This window comes from Kitasatospora sp. NPDC001540, from assembly GCF_042894345.1.
GTDB lineage: Bacteria > Actinomycetota > Actinomycetes > Streptomycetales > Streptomycetaceae > Kitasatospora > Kitasatospora phosalacinea_C.
Genome location: NZ_JBIAVO010000006.1, coordinates 245,095 through 263,746, shown reverse-complemented (window position 1 = coordinate 263,746; position 18,652 = coordinate 245,095). Strand labels below are relative to the sequence as shown.

At 73.7% G+C, this 18,652-nt stretch carries 18 protein-coding genes and 1 tRNA gene; 6 read left to right on the top strand and 13 right to left on the bottom strand.

Annotation, left to right across the window (positions count from 1 at the left end):
• The 4 genes from ACFY00_RS11140 to ACFY00_RS11125 are packed head-to-tail and all read right to left on the bottom strand — an operon-like array spanning position 1 to position 2,877.
• A complete protein-coding gene (locus tag ACFY00_RS11140; protein WP_388029737.1) occupies positions 1-573 on the bottom strand; it encodes a hypothetical protein in 573 nt (190 codons plus the stop codon).
• On the bottom strand, positions 570-1,310 hold the full coding sequence (locus ACFY00_RS11135) for a hypothetical protein (protein WP_388029735.1): 741 nt from the start codon (positions 1,308-1,310) through the stop codon (positions 570-572). The genes ACFY00_RS11140 and ACFY00_RS11135 overlap by 4 nt, the downstream gene beginning before the upstream one ends.
• Positions 1,307-2,638 (bottom strand): putative T7SS-secreted protein, encoded by a 1,332-nt coding sequence (locus ACFY00_RS11130; protein ID WP_388029733.1) that lies wholly within the window; start codon positions 2,636-2,638, stop codon positions 1,307-1,309. The genes ACFY00_RS11135 and ACFY00_RS11130 overlap by 4 nt, the downstream gene beginning before the upstream one ends.
• The gene (locus tag ACFY00_RS11125; RefSeq protein WP_388029731.1) at positions 2,635-2,877 is read right to left on the bottom strand and encodes a hypothetical protein; all 243 of its coding nucleotides are present in this window, start codon (positions 2,875-2,877) and stop codon (positions 2,635-2,637) included. Before ACFY00_RS11125 ends, ACFY00_RS11130 begins: the two co-directional genes overlap by 4 nt.
• Before the next feature lie 345 nt (positions 2,878-3,222).
• On the opposite strand from ACFY00_RS11125, the gene ACFY00_RS11120 reads away from it, so the two are divergent.
• Together ACFY00_RS11120 and ACFY00_RS11115 are read left to right on the top strand one after the other, a co-directional pair.
• A complete protein-coding gene (locus ACFY00_RS11120; RefSeq protein ID WP_388029729.1) occupies positions 3,223-4,353 on the top strand; it encodes an acyltransferase family protein in 1,131 nt (376 codons plus the stop codon).
• A gap of 2 nt (positions 4,354-4,355) precedes the next feature.
• Complete coding sequence (locus tag ACFY00_RS11115; protein ID WP_388029728.1) at positions 4,356-4,892, top strand: hypothetical protein; 537 nt, start codon at positions 4,356-4,358, stop codon at positions 4,890-4,892.
• Positions 4,893-5,065: 173 nt separating this feature from the next.
• Here ACFY00_RS11115 and ACFY00_RS11110 read toward each other — a convergent pair.
• The 8 genes from ACFY00_RS11110 to ACFY00_RS11075 all read right to left on the bottom strand — a co-directional run bounded on the left by ACFY00_RS11110 (position 5,066) and on the right by ACFY00_RS11075 (position 11,326).
• Positions 5,066-5,142 (bottom strand) — tRNA-Ala (locus ACFY00_RS11110).
• Between the two features lie 145 nt (positions 5,143-5,287).
• On the bottom strand, positions 5,288-6,280 hold the full coding sequence (locus ACFY00_RS11105) for a hypothetical protein (RefSeq protein ID WP_388029725.1): 993 nt from the start codon (positions 6,278-6,280) through the stop codon (positions 5,288-5,290).
• A gap of 214 nt (positions 6,281-6,494) precedes the next feature.
• The gene (locus ACFY00_RS11100; RefSeq protein WP_388029817.1) at positions 6,495-7,121 is read right to left on the bottom strand and encodes a GNAT family N-acetyltransferase; all 627 of its coding nucleotides are present in this window, start codon (positions 7,119-7,121) and stop codon (positions 6,495-6,497) included.
• On the bottom strand, positions 7,118-7,618 hold the full coding sequence (locus ACFY00_RS11095; protein ID WP_388029722.1) for a molybdenum cofactor biosynthesis protein B: 501 nt from the start codon (positions 7,616-7,618) through the stop codon (positions 7,118-7,120). Before ACFY00_RS11095 ends, ACFY00_RS11100 begins: the two co-directional genes overlap by 4 nt.
• Positions 7,615-8,052 carry a cyclic pyranopterin monophosphate synthase MoaC gene (gene moaC, locus ACFY00_RS11090; protein WP_388029815.1) on the bottom strand — a complete coding sequence of 146 codons (438 nt, stop codon included), beginning with the start codon at positions 8,050-8,052 and terminating at the stop codon, positions 7,615-7,617. The genes ACFY00_RS11095 and moaC overlap by 4 nt, the downstream gene beginning before the upstream one ends.
• Positions 8,053-8,167: 115 nt before the next feature.
• A complete protein-coding gene (glp, locus tag ACFY00_RS11085) occupies positions 8,168-9,481 on the bottom strand; it encodes a gephyrin-like molybdotransferase Glp (RefSeq protein ID WP_388029720.1) in 1,314 nt (437 codons plus the stop codon).
• Between the two features lie 26 nt (positions 9,482-9,507).
• A complete protein-coding gene (galU, locus tag ACFY00_RS11080; protein WP_388029717.1) occupies positions 9,508-10,428 on the bottom strand; it encodes a UTP--glucose-1-phosphate uridylyltransferase GalU in 921 nt (306 codons plus the stop codon).
• A 58-nt stretch (positions 10,429-10,486) separates the two neighbouring features.
• The gene (locus tag ACFY00_RS11075; protein WP_388029714.1) at positions 10,487-11,326 is read right to left on the bottom strand and encodes a GGDEF domain-containing protein; all 840 of its coding nucleotides are present in this window, start codon (positions 11,324-11,326) and stop codon (positions 10,487-10,489) included.
• Between the two features lie 63 nt (positions 11,327-11,389).
• On the opposite strand from ACFY00_RS11075, the gene ACFY00_RS11070 reads away from it, so the two are divergent.
• The gene (locus ACFY00_RS11070) at positions 11,390-11,977 is read left to right on the top strand and encodes a 5-formyltetrahydrofolate cyclo-ligase (protein ID WP_388029712.1); all 588 of its coding nucleotides are present in this window, start codon (positions 11,390-11,392) and stop codon (positions 11,975-11,977) included.
• A gap of 81 nt (positions 11,978-12,058) precedes the next feature.
• On the opposite strand, the gene ACFY00_RS11065 is transcribed toward ACFY00_RS11070, so the two are convergent.
• Positions 12,059-14,800: a penicillin acylase family protein gene (locus ACFY00_RS11065; protein WP_388029711.1), complete on the bottom strand. Its 2,742-nt coding sequence runs from the start codon at positions 14,798-14,800 to the stop codon at positions 12,059-12,061.
• Between the two features lie 218 nt (positions 14,801-15,018).
• Between ACFY00_RS11065 and ACFY00_RS11060 the strand changes: the two genes are divergently transcribed.
• The 3 genes from ACFY00_RS11060 to ACFY00_RS11050 all read left to right on the top strand — a co-directional run bounded on the left by ACFY00_RS11060 (position 15,019) and on the right by ACFY00_RS11050 (position 18,455).
• Positions 15,019-16,560: a potassium/proton antiporter gene (locus ACFY00_RS11060; RefSeq protein ID WP_388029708.1), complete on the top strand. Its 1,542-nt coding sequence runs from the start codon at positions 15,019-15,021 to the stop codon at positions 16,558-16,560.
• 192 nt (positions 16,561-16,752) lie between these two features.
• Positions 16,753-18,051 carry an MFS transporter gene (locus tag ACFY00_RS11055; protein ID WP_388029705.1) on the top strand — a complete coding sequence of 433 codons (1,299 nt, stop codon included), beginning with the start codon at positions 16,753-16,755 and terminating at the stop codon, positions 18,049-18,051.
• A 95-nt stretch (positions 18,052-18,146) separates the two neighbouring features.
• Positions 18,147-18,455: an FmdB family zinc ribbon protein gene (locus ACFY00_RS11050; RefSeq protein WP_388029703.1), complete on the top strand. Its 309-nt coding sequence runs from the start codon at positions 18,147-18,149 to the stop codon at positions 18,453-18,455.
• The last annotated feature ends 197 nt before the right edge of the window (positions 18,456-18,652 follow it).

Sequence of the window (18,652 nt, the reverse complement as noted above, 5' to 3'; positions counted from 1 at the left end):
TCACCGCCACCCGCCGCCCCCGGCCGGGGGCTGCTGGTGGGGTCCGCCGGACTGCTGGGGGTACGGCTGCACCGGCTGGGACCGGAAGAGGTGGATCTCCGACTTCCGCGCGTCGTTCCAGTCGATCTGCCAGCCGCGGCGGGCCGCCAGCACGGCGAGCCCCTCGGCGCCGATGCCGCGGTAGTAGCGCCTGCGGATGGTGGTGCGGGGCACGAGGGCGTCCCCCTTGACCTGGTACCGCGTCCTACCGGTGTTGTAGTGCTCCACGCTGCCCACCACGCCGCGCGTCGCGGCGTCGGTGCCCTGCGCCAGGGCCCGGTCGGCCCACGCCTCCCACTCCGCCCGGGTGCCGTGGCGTTCGAGGCGGTAGCGGCTGGGGGTGAGGACGAACTTGCGGTACGTGTGCCCCTCGGCCACGCAGTCGCCGGCGGGATGGTCGAACAGGTACCAGACCACCCGGAAGGGCAGCCAGAACCACTGCAGCCAGAACTGCAGCCACAGTCCGACGGCCCCGCGCCTGGGGAGCGGGCCGGTGTCGATGCCGGGCGGGGCCGGCGGGTGCCACGTGCTCATCCGAACATCTCCGTGATCCGGCTGGTCGACTCCTGGCTGAGCACCGGTTGCTGCGGCTGCGCCCCCGGCTCGTCGTGCACCACGCTGTCGACCAGCATCGCGAGCATCCCCACGTACTCGGGGAAGTCTTCCAGCGTGGGCGTGCTGATGGTCATGGTGAGCAGCGTGTCGGCGCGCGGCACCGGGATGTACGCGGACGCCTGCGCGAGGGTCAGCTCGGTCCTGCCGCCCGCCCCGTCGTCGAACTCGGCGACGGTGCCGAAGGTGCTGACCACCACGGGGCCGACCGGTGCGGCCACGTCGAAGACCTCGTTGGCGGGGTCGGCGGAGAGCATCTCCAGCAGGGAGGCGGCCACCGCGTCGGCGTCCTGGGTGTCGGCGTGGTCGGCCTGGACGAGCAGGGTGGCGACGGTGGGCCGGTCGTCCGGGGTGCGGGCGATCAGGAGGCCCGAGTAGACGGCGCCCTCCTCGGCGGCGGTGTCCGCGACGTCGCGGTACCAGGCGGCCACGGTGGTGCGCTGGAACTCGGTGCCGCCGGACCAGATCTCCTCGGACACCTCGGCGAGGTGCGCGTCGCGCTCCTCCTCGGGCAGTTCGAGGCCGAGCGAGTGGAACTGCGCGGGCACCTCCCAGCGGATGTCCAGGGGGTCGTCGACGATGACCTCGGAGAGGGGCGTCAGGACGGTCTCCTCCCCGCGGGGGGACGGGACCGACTGGGCGTTCGGGTCTGTCGTCACGATCCTGTCACCTGGTGGTAGAGGTTGGGCGCGTTGATGCCCAGGCCGATGACCTTCGTCCCGATCTGGGTGCCGCGCGAGTACCAGCCCCGGGGGTCGAGGATGACCTTTCCGGCGTCGTCGAGCTTCGTCGTCAGGCCGGGCAGGCTCCGCAGCGGCGTCTTGGTGAAGATCGGCGTGAGGATCTTGTTGTTCATCAGGCTGCCCGCGCCGCGCGCCACGTCGTCCGAGAGCTTCGAGCCGACCCTGGCGAGGTCCGCGCCCGCGACGGCGAGGCGCTCGCCCTTGGCCAGGCCCACCACGCCCTTGACCGCGCCCTTGGCGCCCTTGAAGGCGGTGCCGCCGAACGGGATGGCGCCGACCCCGTCCAGCGCGATGGTGCCCCAACTGACGTCCGCACCACCGAGCTTGGCCATGCCGTGGGCGCCGAGCGCGACCGCGGAGGCACCGGCCGACGCCACGCCGAGGCCGGCCGACAGCGGGGGGCACCACATGGTGGCGAGCGCGGCGATGGCGAGCACCGAGGAGACGCCGCCCGCGATGTCGCCGATCTTCTTGAGCACGTCGGCGTGGTCGGTGGCCCACTTCTTGATGGACTTGCCGATGTCCTTGAACTTGTTGCCGATCTTCTCCCAGGCGCTGATGTCGGGCGCGTTCTGGTTGGCCCGGCGCAGCGCCTTCGCGGTGCGGCCCGCGTCGTCCTGGTGGTGGAAGTAGAGCTCCCTGGCCTGCTTGACGACGGCTTCCAGCTCGTCCTTGATGGCCTGCAGGTCGCGGTTGGCGGCCTCCAGCGCGTCGCCCGCGGCCTGGTACTCGGCGCTGGCGGAGTCGATCTGGTTCTGCGCCTGGGAGAAGGTGGCCTGGTCGTCGAAGTGCACGCCGATCAGCTTGAAGGCGGGGCTGTCGGCCGCCTTGTCGTAGCGGTCGGAGGCCTGCTCGCGGGACTTCTTCGCGGCTTCCAGGCGGTCCTTGGCCTGCTGGGCCTCTTCCTCGTACCGCTTGGCGGTGTCCTGGTAGGAGGAGAGCTGGCTGCGCCAGTTGTTGAGCGCGGAGGAGGCCTGGCGCATCGCGTCGACGCTGTCCTCCAGGTAGCCGGGCAGCTCGCCGATCTTGCCGGAGAACGCCTGGGCCGCGTCGCCCTCCCAGACGCTGCCGCCGCGGCCGACCTCGACCAGGGTGCGGTGGGCGTTGTCCATCGCGTTGGCGGCCTTGTTGAGCTTGCCGACCAGGCCGTCGACGTTGCCGGGGTTGCCGGGGGCCGGGTTGAAGCCCAGGGCCGGGAAGTCCGGGTCGAGCCCGATGGCGTAGGAGAAGAAGTCACCGCTCATGACGAGGCCCCGCTGAACATGTCGCGGAGGGCCTGCTCGGTCTCCGAGTAGTTCTTGCAGGTCTGGTCGAGCTTCTCCTCCAGCGCTTCGACGCCCTGCGAGATGCGGGTGATGGCGTCCTGCCAGCTGTCGTTGAAGTCGTCGCAGGCGTGGTCGAGGTCCTTGCTGCCGGTCGTCTTCGGGCCGGTCTCCTTCATGGCGTGGAGCGCCTCGCGCATGTCCTGCTGACTGTCCTTCATGCGCTGCATCAGCTTGGAGAGATCGTCGACTTCGACGCGGAAGTAGGCCCCCATGGCGTGTTCGTCCCCCTAGGTCATCACTTTGGTCATTACTTGGTCGGCACTTTGCAGACCATCAGACTAGGAGCGCCCCGTGACGGGTGAGCACACGGGTGCAGACCGTCACACTTCCTTCACTTCCGACACACGGGTGCACCACCTTCCGCCTCCCAACTCCCGCTCCCATCAGGCACGATGACGTCTCGGGACAGAACGGCCCGTCCGGGCGGGCCGGGCCGGCGGAGCAACCGCCGGCCCGGCCTTTACCGAATCCGGAACCCCTCACCCGCTCACCCGGAGGTTCCCGTGCTCACCGAACCCCCCGTCGACCGGCCCCGCACCGAGCCGGCCGACGGCGCGGCGGGCCGTGGTGCGCGCGAGCCGTTCTTCGACCACGTGAAGCTGCTGGCGACGGTCCTGGTGGTGTGCGGGCACTTCTGGGAGCCGCTGGTGCGGGCCCCGGGCCACCGGGTGCTGCACGCCGGGTACCTGCTGGTGTACGCGTTCCACGTGCCGGTGTTCGTGTTCGTCTCCGGCTGGTTCTCCCGCTCCTTCGCCGCCCGCCCGGACCAGCTCGGCCGGCTGCTGAGCGGCGTCCTGGCGCCGTACCTGCTGTGGACGAGCCTGCTGGGGGCGTACGCGGCGTGGCTGGGCGGCGGACGGTTCACGCCCGACCTGCTCACCCCGGTCTGGGTGACCTGGTTCCTGCTGTCGCTGTTCCTGTGGCGGCTGAGCGCCCCGCTCTGGCACCGGCTGCGCGCGCCGCTGGCCACCGCCGTCGCGGTCTCGCTGCTGGCGGGGGCGCTGCCGCTGACGCCGCAGCTGTCGATCGGGCGGACGCTGCAACTGCTGCCGTTCTTCGTCGCCGGGCTGGTGCTGGACCGCCGCCGGGTGCTCGCGCTGCGCGGCAACCGGTGGCTGCGGGCGGCCGCGGCGCCGGTGTTCGGGGCGGCCGCGTACTGGCTGGTGCCGCGGCTGGACGCGGCCTGGTTCTACCGCAGCGCGAGCGCGGCCGGGCTGCGCGCGGGCTACCCGCGCTGGCTGCTGGTGTCGCTGGGGATCAACCTGGCCGGGGCGGCGCTGGGCGCGGTGTTCCTGGCGCTGGTGCCGGTGCGGACCCGGTCGCGGCGGTGGGCGGCGCTCGGCGCGGCCGGTACGGCGGCCTTCCTGGTGCACCCGTTCCTGCAACTGGCCCTGGTGCGCGGCGGCTGGTACGGGCGCGGGTTCCTGCCCTCCGCGCCCGGGCAGGCGGCACTGACCGCCGCCGCGGCGGGGCTGACCCTGCTGCTGTGCTCCCGACCGGTGGCCCGGTCGCTGCGCCCGCTGCTCGCGCCCCGGCTGCGCCTGCTGCTGCGGGAGCAGCCGTCCTCGCCGACCGGTCCGCCGACTATGATCCGGGAACTGCCGTCCGGACCGGGGCGGCGCACCGGGGGGTAGGCATGTCCGCTGTACGGGCCTGGCACCGCAGGCCGCTGACCTGGGCGCTGGTCGTGCTGCTCGCCCTCGGCGGCGGCCTGGTCGGCGCCCGCGAGGCGTGGGGCAACTGCTGGCCGATGCACCCGCACGACGCCCGCGCGTACCGGCAGTACGACTGCGCCAACCTCGGCGGGCCGCGCAACCTGGCCACCCTGCTGCGCTACTACGGCGTGACGCTGCCCGCGGGCGCGACCGGGGTGCGGTACTACAGCGACGACAACTCGGCGACCGGCCCGGACGTCCTCTTCCTCCGCTTCACCGTCCCGCCCGCCACCGCCACCGCCTACCTCACCGCCCTGCACGCCGCCGAGAGCACCGCCGACCCGGCCACCGCCCTGCAGGACACCGCCGAACTGCGCCGCCGCGACCACGTCGACTGGTCCTTCCCCCCGGACGGCCCCCACCGCGTCCTCACCTTCGGCCCCACCCCCACGGGCACCGCCGTCACGACCCCGGACGGCGACGCCACCACCGTCCACCTGACCGTCCTGCACCCCTGATCCCCGCCCCGGGGTGCGACAGCGCCCCGGCCGGAGCGGCGATCTGGCGGCCGGTCACCCGGTGGGCGAGGTTCCCGATCGACTCCCAGGCCCACTTCCCGGCCTCCCCCGCCCTCCGAATGACGGCCCGGAATGCAAGAAATCCCGCCCGGTTTCCCGGGCGGGATTTCTGTTGGTGGAGCTGAGGGGATTCGAACCCCTGACCCCCTCGATGCGAACGAGGTGCGCTACCGGACTGCGCCACAGCCCCAACAAGAAAGAACTCTATCACCTCTGCGGGGGTACTCGTGACCATGGTCGTCCCGCCCGGGCCGCGGGGGTGCCCGGGCGTGCGAACGCCCCGGCGCGGGTGGGGCGTTGCGGCCGGGGCGGGCGGTGGGACGGGGGGTGCGGCGTCACTCGTTGGCGGCGCGGGGGCGGGTGGTCCAGTCGGCGGCGGGGGGCGGGGCGGGCTCGCCGTACTGGTCGAAGAGCGGGGTCGCCGGGCGGCCGGAGTCCCAGGTGTGGGGGGCCGAGAGGTCGAGGCCCCGGGTGGTGCGGGGGGCCACGGGGGCGGTGACGTAGGTGGGGAGCGGGACGGGGACGGGCTCCCAGGAGTCCGGCCCGGCGGCGGCGCGGGCGCGGACGCCGTCGGCCCACTCCTCGTGCTCGGTGGCCTCGGCCAGGACGGTCGCCCGGGTGGTGGCCGGGTCCGCGGGGGCGGCCGGTTCGGCGGCGGGCGCGGGGCGGGCCGCCGCCGGCTCGGGCGCGGAGCGGGCGGAGGAGCGTTCGCGCTCGCGCTCGCGCAGCCGCTCGGCGGCCTGCGCGGCCTTGCCCCGGTCGAACTTGACCTCGTAGCGCTGCCGCTCCAACCGGCGCAGGTGGCCGATGTAGAGGGTGAGCAGCACGCCGGGGACGGCGGGCACCCAGAGGAAGGCGAAACCGGCCACGGCGGCGACCACGGCGCCCAGCGCGAAGGCGAGGAACAGCATGGTGACCATCCGCCGCCGCCGGGCGAGCAGCCGGGCCCGCCGCTCGGCGGAGCGCCGGTCGCCGTGCTCGCGGTCCCGCTCGGCCTTCGCCGCCGCAGCCGCCGAAGCCGCTGCGGCCGGTTCGACGGCGCGCTCCGCAGTCGGCTCGACGGTCGGCTCGGCGCCGTCCCAGGTGCCGGGCCGGGCGGTGGGCCGGGTGGCGACCTCCGCGGGGTCGGCCGCCGGGCCGGTCGCGGGATCGGCGAGGGCCCCGTCCGGGTCCTCCCCGGCGGGGTGCTGCTGGTCGGCGGTCTGGTCGCCGAGGGCTCGGGCCGCGCGCCGCTCCATGGCCGATCGACCGGCCAGCAGGCGGATCGCGGTACTGAAGCGTTCCGTCGGACGCGACTCGTTGAGCTCGTCCTGCCTGCGGAGCCACATCGGCACCAGATAGGCAGCCCAGGCCCCTACGATGACCGCGTAGATAAGGCCGCTACTGCTCACGTTTCACACGGTACGGGCGCGGGCGAAGGCACTGCAGCAATTTGGCGCGGCGTGTCGTGTGATCAAGCTGATTCTCAGACTATTTTGCCGGTATTTGTGGCGGCTCGCCCCGGCCCCCGATGCCATATCGATATCTATTTCGAACAAGTATTCAATTACCCTGCGGAGGCCGGTTCCTGAGGGCGTGCCAGCGCCGCAGCAGTCCGTCGGCGGCCTCCTCGGCGGTGAGCGCGTACACCAGGTGGTCGCGCCAGTCGCCGTCGATGTGCAGGTAGCGCGGGCGCATTCCCTCCTCGCGGAAGCCGAGCTTCTCCACCACCCGGCGGCTGGGCCGGTTCTCCGGGCGGATGCACACCTCGACCCGGTGCAGGCCCAGGTCGCGGAAGCAGTGGTCGACGGCGAGCGCGACGGCGGTGGGCATGATGCCGCGTCCGGCGACGGCCTCGTCCACCCAGTAGCCGACGTTGGCGGAGCACATCGAGCCCCAGGTGATCCCGCCGACCGTCAACTGGCCGACCAGGCGGCCCTGGTGGAGCACCACGAAGGGCAGCATCCGGCCGGCCGCGGCCTCGGCGCGCAGGTAGCGGACCATCTGCCGGTAGGTGGGGCGGGGCAGCGGGGCGCGGCCGGGCGGGGCGGGCGGGACGGTGGCCTCCCAGCGGCGCAGCCAGTCCCGGTTGCGGCGGCTGACCTCCTGCCACTCGGCCTGGTCGCGGCGGCGGATGGGCCGCAGCACGATGTCGCCCTCGGCCAGTTCGACGGGCCAGCCGGCGTTCAGCGGGCGCTCCCGGAGGGATCGGCGGGTCGCGGGTGGTCGCCGCCGGCCAACTGGTCGACGGCGTGCGGCAGCAGCGGGGCGAGCACGGCGAGGCCGTCGCGGACGCCGCCGGTGGAGCCGGGCAGGTTGACGATCAGGGTGCGTCCGGCGAGGCCGGCCAGACCGCGGGAGAGCGCCGAGGTGGGCACCTTCGCCCGGCCGTGCGCGCGGATCGCCTCGGGGATGCCGGGGATCTGCCGGTCGATCACCCGGGCGGTCATCTCGGGGGTGAGGTCCTGCGGGGAGATCCCGGTGCCGCCGGTGGTCAGCACCACGTCGTACCCGGCGGCGACGGCCTCGCGCAGCGCCGCCTCGACCGGCTCCCCGTCCGGGACGACCAGCGGGCCGTCGGCGGCGAAGCCCATCTCGCGCAGCCCGGCGACCAGCAGCGGGCCGCCCCTGTCCTCGTACACCCCGGCCGAGGCCCGGTTGGAGACGGTGACGGCGAGCGCCCTCACTGCTCCCCCTCCCTCGACCAGTCGCCGCTCTTGCCGCCGGTCTTGCTGAGCACCCGGACGTCCTCGATGGCGGCGGCCTTGTCGACGGCCTTGACCATGTCGATGACGGTGAGCGCGGCGGTGGCGACGGCGGTGAGCGCCTCCATCTCGACGCCGGTGCGGTCGGCGGTGCGGACGGTGGCGGTGATCTCGACGGCGGTGTCGGTGACGACGAGGTCGACGGTGGTGCCGGTGAGCGCGATGGGGTGGCAGAGCGGGATCAGCTCGGGCGTCCGCTTGGCGCCCATGATCCCGGCGATCCGGGCCACGGCGAGGGCGTCGCCCTTGGGGACGCCCTCGCCGCGCAGCAGTTCCACCACCCGGGGGGCGACCCGGACGCGGCCGGCCGCCACCGCGACGCGGGTGGTGGCGGCCTTCTCGGAGACGTCGACCATCCGGGCGGCGCCGGTCTGGTCGACGTGGGTGAGGCGGTCGCCGGGGGGTGTGTCGGTCACGAGTGGCTCCAGTGGCACGGTGCGAATCTCGCGCTACCGTACAACCCCGCCCCGGTCAGTCCGTGAGAAGGACCACATCGACGGCGCTCCCGGCGGGCAGCGCGGTGGTGTCCTCGGGGACGGTGATCAGGCAGTCGGCCCTCGCCAGCGCCCCGACCAGGTGCGACCCCTCGCCGCCGACCGGGGAGACGCTGCCCGCCGCCGGGTCGTACCGGCCGCGCAGGAACTGCCACCGCCCGGCCGGGGAGCGCAGCGCCGCGGTGGTCACGGCGCGCACCACGGGGCGGTGCACGTCGGGGGCGCCGAGCATGGTCCGGATGACCGGGCGGACGAACAGCTCGAAGGAGATGTACGCGCTGACCGGGTTGCCGGGCAGCGCCAGCAGCGGCACGCCGGGACCGCCGCCGATCCGCCCGAAGCCCTGCGGCTTGCCCGGCTGCATCCGCAGCCTGCGGAAGTCCACGCCGCCGTAGTCGGCGAACACCTCCTTGACCACGTCGTACGCGCCGACCGAGACGCCGCCGCTGGTGACGATCAGGTCGGCCCGGCCGAGCTGGTCCTCCAGCACGGCGCGCAGCGTGTCCGCCTCGTCGGGGACGCCGCCGACCCGGTAGGCGACGGCTCCGGCGGCGATCGCGGCCGCGGTCAGGGTGAAGGAGTTGGAGTCGTGGATGCGGCCCGGTCCGGCGGCCTCGCCGGGCTGGACGAGTTCGCTGCCGGTGGAGAGCACGACCACCCGGGGGCGGGGGGCGACCCGGACGGTGCCGCGGCCGATCGCGGCCAGCAGGCCGAGCTGGGTGGGGCCGAGCACGGTGCCCGCCTCCAGCACGGTGTCGCCCGCGGTGACGTCGCTGCCCCGGCGGCGGATGTGCGCGCCCTCGGCGACCGGGCGCAGCACCCGGACCTCCTCGCCCGCGACGGGCGCGCCCATCGCGTCGGCGGCCCGCCCGGTGCCGGTGCCGCCGTCGGTCCACTCGACCGGGGCGACGGCCTCGGCGCCGGGCGGGACGGGGGCGCCGGTCATGATCCGGGCGGCCTGGCCGGGGCCGACCTTGGGCAGGTCGGCGGCGCCCGCCGCGATGTCGCCGACCACGGCCAGCACCGACGGGTACCGCTCGGTGGCGCGCACCGTGTCGGCGGTGCGCAGCGCGTAGCCGTCCATCGAGCTGTTGTCGAAGGGCGGCAGGTCGTCGGCGGCCCGCACGTCCTCGGCGAGCCGGCAGCCCTGGGCGTCCAGCAGTTGCAGCTCGATGGGCGGCAGCGGGGCCACCGCGGCGAGGACGTCGGCGAGGTGCTCGTCGACGGTCCACAGGCGCGACGGGGCCGGGGAGCCGGCGCCCTCGCAGCAGGGGTCGTGCTTCCCGGTCATCGCCTCACGCTCGCCTTCGTGGTGGGTCAGCCCTGCATCTCGGTGGTGACGAACTCCCGCAGCCAGGTGCGGAACTCGGGCCCGAGGTCGTCGCGCTCGGCGGCCAGCCGGACGATCGCGCGCAGGTAGTCGGCGCGGTCGCCGGTGTCGTAGCGGCGGCCCTTGAACAGCACGCCGTGCACCGGGCCGCCGGTGGACTCGTCGCGGGTGGCCAGCTCGCGCAGCGCGTCGGTCAGCTGGATCTCGCCGCCGCGGCCGGGCGGGGTCTCGCGCAGCACGTCGAAGACCGCCGGGTCGAGGACGTAGCGGCCGATGACGGCGTAGTTGGACGGGGCGTCCGCGGTGTCGGGCTTCTCCACCAGGTCGGTGACCTGGAAGACGTCCTCGCCGAGTTCGGTGCTCTTGACCGCGGCGCAGCCGTAGAGGTGGATCTGCGCGGGGTCGACCTCCATCAGCGCGACGACGGAGCCGCCGAGCTCCTGCTGCACCTCGATCATCCGGGCCAGCACCGGGTCGCGCGGGTCGATCAGGTCGTCGCCCAGCAGGACGGCGAACGGCTGCCCGGCGACGTGCTGTTCGGCGACCGAGACGGCGTGGCCGAGGCCCTTGGGGTCGCCCTGGCGGACGTAGTGCATGCTCGCGAGCTGCACCGACTCCTGCACCCGGCGCAGGCGTTCCTGGTCGCCCTTGCGGCTGAGCAGCTCCTCCAGCTCGTAGGCGCGGTCGAAGTGGTCCTCCAGAGCGCGCTTGTTGCGGCCGGTGACCATCAGTATGTCGGACAGGCCGGCCGCGGCGGCCTCCTCCACGACGTACTGGATGGCCGGCTTGTCGACGACCGGCAGCATCTCCTTGGGCGTGGCCTTGGTGGCGGGGAGGAACCTCGTACCGAGCCCGGCGGCCGGGACGACTGCTTTGGTGACCGGCTGGCGGGCGTGCTTGTTCGTCATGCGTCCGACCTTACTAAGGCGTGCATTCCACCCGGCGGGGAGTGGAGTGGATCGATGGTTAGGGCCTGTCACCGGTCGGGCCCGGGCCGACGGTGGTCGCATGCGGGGTGAGGGGTGCCCCGCCGGGGCCGGAAGACACCTTACCGGGCGTCGGTGAGGCGTTCGGACCGGGCAGCTCGGCGGGGAGGTTCTCGGTGGAGCGCCAGCAGTCGCCGCCCGCCGCGCGGGCCGCCGCCAGGGCGCGGTCGGCGGCCCGCAGCAGCAGGGCCGCGTGGGCGCCGTCCCGGGGCAGCACGGCCAGGCCGACGGAGGCGGTCAGGCCGCTGCGCTCGTCCGGGTCGGCGCTCTCGCCGGGGTGACGGTCGGTCAGCCGGTGGCGGCGCACCGACCAGCACAGCCGCTCGGCGACCTGCGCGGCGCCCTCCGGGCCGGTGTCCGGCAGCAGGACCAGGAACTCCTCCCCGCCGTACCGGCCCAGGGTGTCGCAGCCGCGGATCTCCATCGCCAGCCGCTGGGCGAGGTCGCGCAGCATCGCGTTGGCGCGGGGCCGGCCGTGCTCGGCGACCACGCCGTCGAAACCGGCCACCTCCAGCAGCAGCACCGACAGCGGGCGCGGGTCGATCGCGGTGGCCTCGGCCCGGCGGGCCCGTTCGATCTCGCGGTCCAGGGTGAGCTGCAGGTGCCGGTAGTTCCACACCCCGGTCAGCGGGTCGCAGGACGCGGTGCGGGCCAGTTCGTCCCGTTCCTCCGTGAGTTCCGCGATCTTCGCCAGAAGTTCCGCCTCCCGGGAGCCGTGCTCGGCCCGGGACCGGCGGCGGCGCAGCGCGCGGACGCCGGCGACGGCCGGAGCGGCCGCGCCGATCGCGGCCAGGGCCTGGAGCAGGAGCGGGGTGGGCATGCGGCGGCCTCGGCGTGTCAGGCTCGTGTCAGTGCACGGGGCAGAGCTGAAGGGAATCGAACGGTGACTGCGGATCGGTTGTCCAACGACAAGGCGGCGCTGAGGTCACGGCTGCTCGCCGAACGGCGGGCGCTCGCCGCGGCGGAGCGCTCCGCCGCGGCCGGGGCGCTGGCCGGGCACGCCACCGCGCTGGTGCCGCCGGGCGGCACCGTCGCCGCGTACGTCTCGGTCGGCGCGGAGCCGGGCACCCGGCCGCTGCTGGCTGCGCTCGCCGCGCGGGGCGCGCGGGTGCTGCTGCCCGTCCTGCTGCCCGACAACGACCTGGACTGGGCCCCGTACGAGGGCGACGACCGCCTCTCGCCCGCCGCCCGCGGCCTGCTGGAGCCCACCGGCCCGCGGCTGGGCCCGGACGCCGTCCTCACCGCGGACGTCGTCCTGCTGCCCGGCCTCGCCGTCGACGCCCGCGGCGTCCGTCTCGGCCGCGGCGGCGGCTCCTACGACCGCGTGCTGGCCCGCCTCGCCCGCGCCGGTGCCCGGCCGCTGCTGGCGACGCTGCTGTACGCGCACGAGCTGCTCCCGGCCGTGCCCGCCGAGCCGCACGACCTGCCGGTGCACGCGGTGGTCACTCCGGAGGGCGTGACGCGCTTCTGAGAACCGGGGGGCTCGTCAGCAGCACGGACCGAGCCGTTCCCCGGGCCCCTGGTGTGTTCCCCCTCCGCGTGCCGAAGGCTCTCAGTTCGTCAGGGTGAGGGTGTTCCTGCCCGCCTTGGTGACCGCGTCCTTGGTGTAGGCCCAGGGCAGGAGCTGGCCGGAGGCCCAGAGTTCGGTCTGGTCGTTGTAGTTGGGGTGGAAGGCGTGGCCGGAGGCGCCGCCGACGTTGATCCAGCGGGAGGAGTCGAAGTCGCTGAGGTCGACGACCATCCGCATGGAGGGGATCCAGTCGACGTCGTAGCCCGCGGCGGCGTTCCAGCCGGTGGCGTCGACGGCGGCGCTGCCGCCGGAGAGCTTGTAGGGGCCGCGGTTGAGCAGCTTGTGGACCAGGCCGGAGGCGAGGGAGGAGTCGTCGCTGCCGAGGGTGGGCTCCTGCAGGGTGAGCTGGTGCAGGCGGCCCCAGCTCCAGGTGGAGATGTCCTTGCTGAGGCGCGAGGTGAGGTCCTGGCGGGCGTCCTTGAGCGCCTCGGCGAGCAGGTTGTCGAGCCCGTGCTGCTGCTGGTGGTCGGAGTCGATGTAGTCCCACCAGGGCGACTTCGGGTCGGCGAGCTGCTGGCGGACGACCTCCGTCCAGCGGTCGCCGCCGTCCGGCTGGGCCTGCGAGGCCTTGCGGGTGCCGCACTCGGTGACGGCCTGCGCGGCGCCGCCGAGCGCGTCGTCGGGCAGGGTGTTGTCGCGCTTCTGGCGCACCAGCAGGCAGTCGCCCTCGACCCGGAGGTCGGCGGGGAACTTCTGGCCGAAGGCGAGGGTGAGCAGGGCCCGCCAGACGCCGTTGTAGTAGGCGGCGGCGGCGGAGTCGGCGTCCTGGTGGTAGTTCCAGTCGCGCAGCAGGTCCTGGGCCTCGCGCACGTAGGGGTCGCTGATCTGGACCTTGAGCAGCAGCGGGACGAGCTCCTTGGCCATCACGCTGGTGTTGTCGAGCTGCATGGACTGCATGTCGTCCGGCGAGATCTTGCCGCCGTTCTTCAGCTTCTCCCGGATCTGGTCGGTGATCTCCTTGGCGCGGGTGCCGTACTCCCAGTCGGTGGTCAGCAGCGCCTTGTAACTCGGGTCGACGACGGCCTGGTTGGCGGTGACGATGTAGCCCTCGGGCGGGTTGTACGCGTAGGGCAGCGACTTGAACGGCAGGTAGCCGCTCTTCCAGGCGTAGGCGGAGTCCCAGCCGGGGGCGGGGTAGCGGCCGTCGCCCTTGCCGCGGACCGGGATCAGGCCGGGGGCCTGGTAGCCGATGTTGCCCTTGGTGTCGGCGTAGATCAGGTTCTGCGCGGGGACGGCGAAGTCCTGCGCGGCGGCGCGGAAGCCGGCGAAGTCGCCGGCCCGGTCGAGCTCGAAGACGGCGTCCATGGTCCTGCCGGGGACGAGCGCGGTCCAGCGCAGGGCGACGCCGTAGCCGGCGGCGCGGTCGGGGGCGGCGTTGCCGGCGGGGGCGTTCTGGCCGACCTTCTGGTGCTCGGAGGACTGGTCGGAGATCAGCGGCATGCCGTCCTGGGTGGTGCGGACGGTGATGGTGCGGTCCTCGCCGCCCGCGACCTTGATGGTCTCCTTGCGGACGGTGAACTTCACGTCCTTGTTGTCGAGGAGGTAGGTGTCGGGACCGGTGACCTTCTCCAGGTACAGGTCGGTGACGTCGGCGCCGAGGTTGGTGAAGCCCCAGGCGATGTCCTTGTTGTGGCCGATGACGACGCCGGGCATGCCCGCGAAGGTGTAGCCGGCCGTGTCGTAGGCGCAGGTCGGCGAGACGGCGCGGCAGTGCAGGCCCATCTGGTACCAGATGGAGGGCATGCCGGGGCCGAGGTGCGGGTCGTTGGCCAGCAGCGGCCTGCCGGTGGTGGTGTTGGGGCCGGCCACCACCCAGGAGTTGGAGCCGATGCCCTGGCCCTGCGGGCCGAGCAGCTCCGGCAGCGCGGACACCCGCTCGGACAGGTCGCCGAGCAGGCTCTGGGCCGCGGCCCGGGCCTGGGCGCCGCCCGCGGCGGTGGCGGCGCCGGGCACGGGGGGCACGGTGGCGCCCTCGCCGGGGGTGTAGGTGCCGTCGCCGGAGAGCTTGCCGGTCTTCACGATGGTGCCGTTGCGCTCGTACGGGTACGCGGGGTAGAGCTGCTCGATCTGCTCGGGGGTGAAGTCCTGGGTGAGCAGGGAGCGGTCGATCTCCTCCTGCATGTTGCCGGACAGGCTCCAGGCCATCGCCTTGAGCCAGGCGACCGAGTCGACCGGGTCCCACTTCTCGGGCCGGTAGCCGGAGTTGACCGTGCCGAGCAGCGCGTACTCCAGCGAGGCGCCGGCGCCGCCGGGGTGCTCGGCGAGCCAGGCGTTGACGCCCTCGGTGTAGGCGGTCAGGTTGCGCTTGGTGTCCTCGGACAGGACGGTGTCCCACTCCTTCTGGGCGACCTGGCGCCAGCCCATGGTGCGCAGGAGGGTGTCCTTCTCGACCGAGGCGGAGCCGAACATCTCGGAGAGTCGGCCGGCGGTGATGTGCCGGCGGACGTCCATCTCCCAGAACCGGTCCTGGGCCTGCACGTAGCCCTGGGCGCGGAACAGGTCGGCGTCGGTGTCGGCGTACAGCTGCGGGATGCCCTTGTCGTCGCGGACCACGTCCACCGGGGCGGACATGCCGGCCACCTTGACGGTGCCGCTGACCTGCGGGAAGGAGGAACGGACGGTGTCCACCGCCCACCAGCCGCCGCCGACCAGACCCGCGATCAGCAGCACGGCGAGCAGGATCATGGTCAGACGTGCGCGCCGGAACTTCTTCGAGCGGGGCATCCGAGTCCTTGTATGAGGGAGCGTGCGGCCGTGACAGGTCACCACATTAGGGCGAGGGCACCGACGGCCGTGCACGGGGGACACCGGCGGCGGTTCGACGGCACCGCTGGGACCTTACCGGGCGGGAGCGAACGGAGGGACTAGCGTAAAGATCAAGTAAAATGTTAGGATGGGTAACGATTCGTCAGTCGTCCCCTCCCTGCCCGAGGTGCCCCTGCGTGACCGTTGACCACCTGAACACCCTGCTGCTCGAGTCCGCCGTGATCCTGCTGTTCGCCGTCGCGGCGGTGCGGATCTCCACCCGCTCGGGGCTGCCCTCGCTGCTGATCTACCTCGGCATCGGGGTCGCCCTCGGCCAGAACGGCATCGGCATAAGCTTCAACAACGCCGAACTCACCCAGGTCCTGGGCTACGCGGCCCTGGTGGTCATCCTCGCCGAGGGCGGGCTCAAGACCAGCTGGCGGGCCATCAGGCCGGTGGTCCCCGCCGCCGCCGTGCTCGCCACCCTCGGCGTCGCGGTCTCGGTGTTCGTCACCGCCGCCGGTGCGCACTGGCTGGTCGGCCTGGAGTGGCGCACCGCGCTGCTGCTGGGCGCGATCGTCTCCTCCACCGACGCCGCGGCGGTCTTCTCGGTGCTGCGGATGGTGCCGCTGCCGCAGCGGCTGACCGGCCTGCTGGAGGCCGAGTCCGGCTTCAACGACGCGCCCGTGGTGATCCTGGTGGTCGCCTTCGCCACCACCGGCGAGCTCGACCCCTGGTACGTGCTGGTCGGCACCATCGTGGTCGAGCTGGTGATCGGCGCGGCGGTCGGCTTCCTGGTCGGCCGGCTCGGCGCGTACGCGGTGCGGCGGGTCGCGCTGCCCTCCTCCGGCCTGTACCCGATCGCGGTGCTGGCGCTGATCGTGCTCGCCTACGCGGGCGGCGCGCTGCTGCACGCCTCCGGCTTCCTGGCCGCGTACATCGCCTCGGTGATCCTCGGGAACTCCAAGCTGCCGCACGGGCCCGCGGTGCGCGGTTTCGCGGACGGGCTGGCCTGGATCGGGCAGATCGGCATGTTCGTGCTGCTCGGTCTGCTGGTCACGCCCGCCAGCATGGGGTCGGCGATAGTGCCGGGCCTGGTCGCGGGCGCGGTGCTGGTGTTCGTCGCCCGGCCGCTGTCGGTGCTGCTGACCATGACGCCGTTCCGGGTGCCCTGGCAGGAGCAGGCGCTGCTGTCCTGGGCCGGGCTGCGCGGCGCGGTGCCGATCGTGCTCGCCACCATCCCGCTGGTGTCCGGCGCGACCGACGCGCAGCACCTGTTCAACGTGGTCTTCATCCTGGTGGTGGTCTTCACCCTGCTCCAGGGCCCGACCCTGCCGCTGGTGGCCAAGTGGCTGAAGATCGGCGAGGGCGACATCGGCCAGGACCTGGGCATCGAGTCCGCCCCGCTGGAGAAGCTGCACGGCCACCTGCTGTCCGTCCAGCTCGCCCCCGGCTCCCGGATGTCCGGCGTCGAGGTCTCCGAGCTGCGCCTGCCCAAGGGCGCCGCCGTCACCCTGGTGGTCCGCGAGGGCAGCAGCTTCGTCCCGGACAGGATGACGGTGCTGCGCGAGGGCGACGAGCTGCTGGTGGTCACCACCGACGAGGTCTCCGGGGACGCCGAGCGCCGACTGCGCGCCGTCGACCGCGGCGGCAAGCTCGCCGGGTGGCTGCACAACGCGGAGGAGCCGCCCGCCACCGCCCGGAAGGCGCCTGCCAACGCCAGGAAGAAGGGCGGCTGAGCCGCCGAACCGAAGGCCGACGCGGCGGAACACCCTGGTATACCCTTGTACATTCTGATCCGACCTGAATTTTCCACATCTGCCTGATGCAGGGTCGGCGCGCCGGCCCCGTCCGGCGCGCGAGAGGACGACACTCGGCGCCCGCCCGGCCCCACCCCCGGGCGCGCTACCAGGCAGCAGAGAGGACCGACCGTGGCGGCCCGCCGACCGGTCGACGACACCACCTTGCACGGCACCGGCTACGGTGCGCTGCTGCGCACCCCGCGCGCCTGGACCTTCCTGCTCCCCGCGCTGGTCGCCCGGCTCCCGTACGCGATGCTCAGCCTGGGCATCGTGCTGCTGGTCCACGACGCCACCGGCTCCTACGGCCTGGCCGGCGCGGTCGCCGCGACCGCCGCCGTCTCCCAGGCCCTGGTCGGTCCGCAGACCGGACGGCTGGCCGACCGCCACGGGCAGGCCGCCGTGCTGGTGCCCGCCGTGGTCGTGCACGCCTGCGCGGTCGCCGCGCTGATCGCGCTGGCCCACGCCGGCGCCCCCGACTGGACGCTGTTCATGGCCGCCGCGCCCGCCGGGGCGGCCGTGCCGCAGGTCGGCGCCATGGTGCGGGCCCGCTGGGTGCACCGGCTGGGCGAGCGGCCCGCGCTGCTGAACACCGCCTTCGCCTTCGAGTCCGTCACCGACGAGTTCACCTTCGTCGTCGGCCCGATGCTGGCCGCCGGCACCGCCACCCTGGTCAACCCCTCCGCCGGGCTCGCCGCCGAGGCCGCCCTCACCCTGCTCGGCGGCCTGGCCTTCGCCGCCCGCCGGGACACCGCCCCCGCCCCCACCGGCCCCGCCGCCCCCGGCGTCCGGCGCGCCTCCGCGCTGGCCTCCCCCGGCGTGCGGCTGCTGGCCGGGGCCTTCCTCGGCCTCGGCACCGTCTTCGGCACCCTGCAGGTCTCCATCACCGCCTTCGCCGAGGACGCCGGCTCCGGCGGGCTCAGCGGTCTGGTCTACGGCCTGTTCGCGACCGGCTCGATGGTGGCGGGCGTGCTCTACGGCCTCGTCCCGTGGCGCAGCAGCGCCCGGCGGCGGATGGTCGTCTGCTACGCGCTGCTGGTGCTCGGCTGCTCCACCCTGTGGGCGATGCCGAACCTGGTCGCGCTGACCGTGGCCGGGGTGTTCTGCGGCCTGGCCATCGCGCCCACCCTGATCACCGGGTACACCCTGGTCGAGACCCTGGTCGCGGACGGCGCCAAGACCGAGGCGTTCACCTGGCTGACCGGCTCGATCGGCCTGGGCCTGGCGCTCGGCTCCACCGCCGCCGGGCAGCTGATCGACCGCTCCGGGCCCTCGCTCGGCTTCACCGTCGCCCTGGCCGGGTCCGGCCTCGGCCTGGTGGCGCTCGTCACGATGCGCCGCCTGCTGCTCGCTCCGGCGCCCGCGCACCGTACCGTGGCACGGGGCGGCGCGGTCCGCGAGGAGGCGGTACCGGCCGCACGGCGCGGCTGAGCGGCTGGACTCCACCCGCGGAATGCCGCATCATGGACCATCGTTAGCACTCATGGCGTGAGAGTGCCAGGGGGAGTGACAGGAGGAAGCGGAAAGTGCCCACGTACCAGTACCAGTGCACCGAGTGCGGCAACGGCCTCGAGGCGGTGCAGAAGTTCAGCGACGACGCGCTGACCACGTGCCCCGACTGCCAGGGGAAGCTCCGCAAGGTCTTCTCGGCCGTGGGTGTGGTCTTCAAGGGCTCCGGCTTCTACCGCACCGACAGCCGCTCCAGCTCCAGCAGCTCGGTGGGCGGCTCGTCCTCCTCGGCGGCCTCCTCGACCTCGACGACGTCCTCGACCTCGTCGTCCTCGACCGGCAGCTCCAGCAGCAGCTCCTCCAGCTCCGCGGCCGCCGCGAGCTGACCCCGCCTCCCGCGGAGCCCCCGTCCGGCCGTCGCCGGGCGGGGGCTCCGTGCTGTCCGGGCTCGCCCGCGCGCGGCGGCACGAGGGGGGTTACGCGGCTTCCTCCGGACGGCGGGGCGGGGGCGGCCACGGGTCGGGGGCCGGACGGAGCAGCGGTTCACCCGCAGGGGTGAGGGCGGTTGTCCACAGGGCGGGGT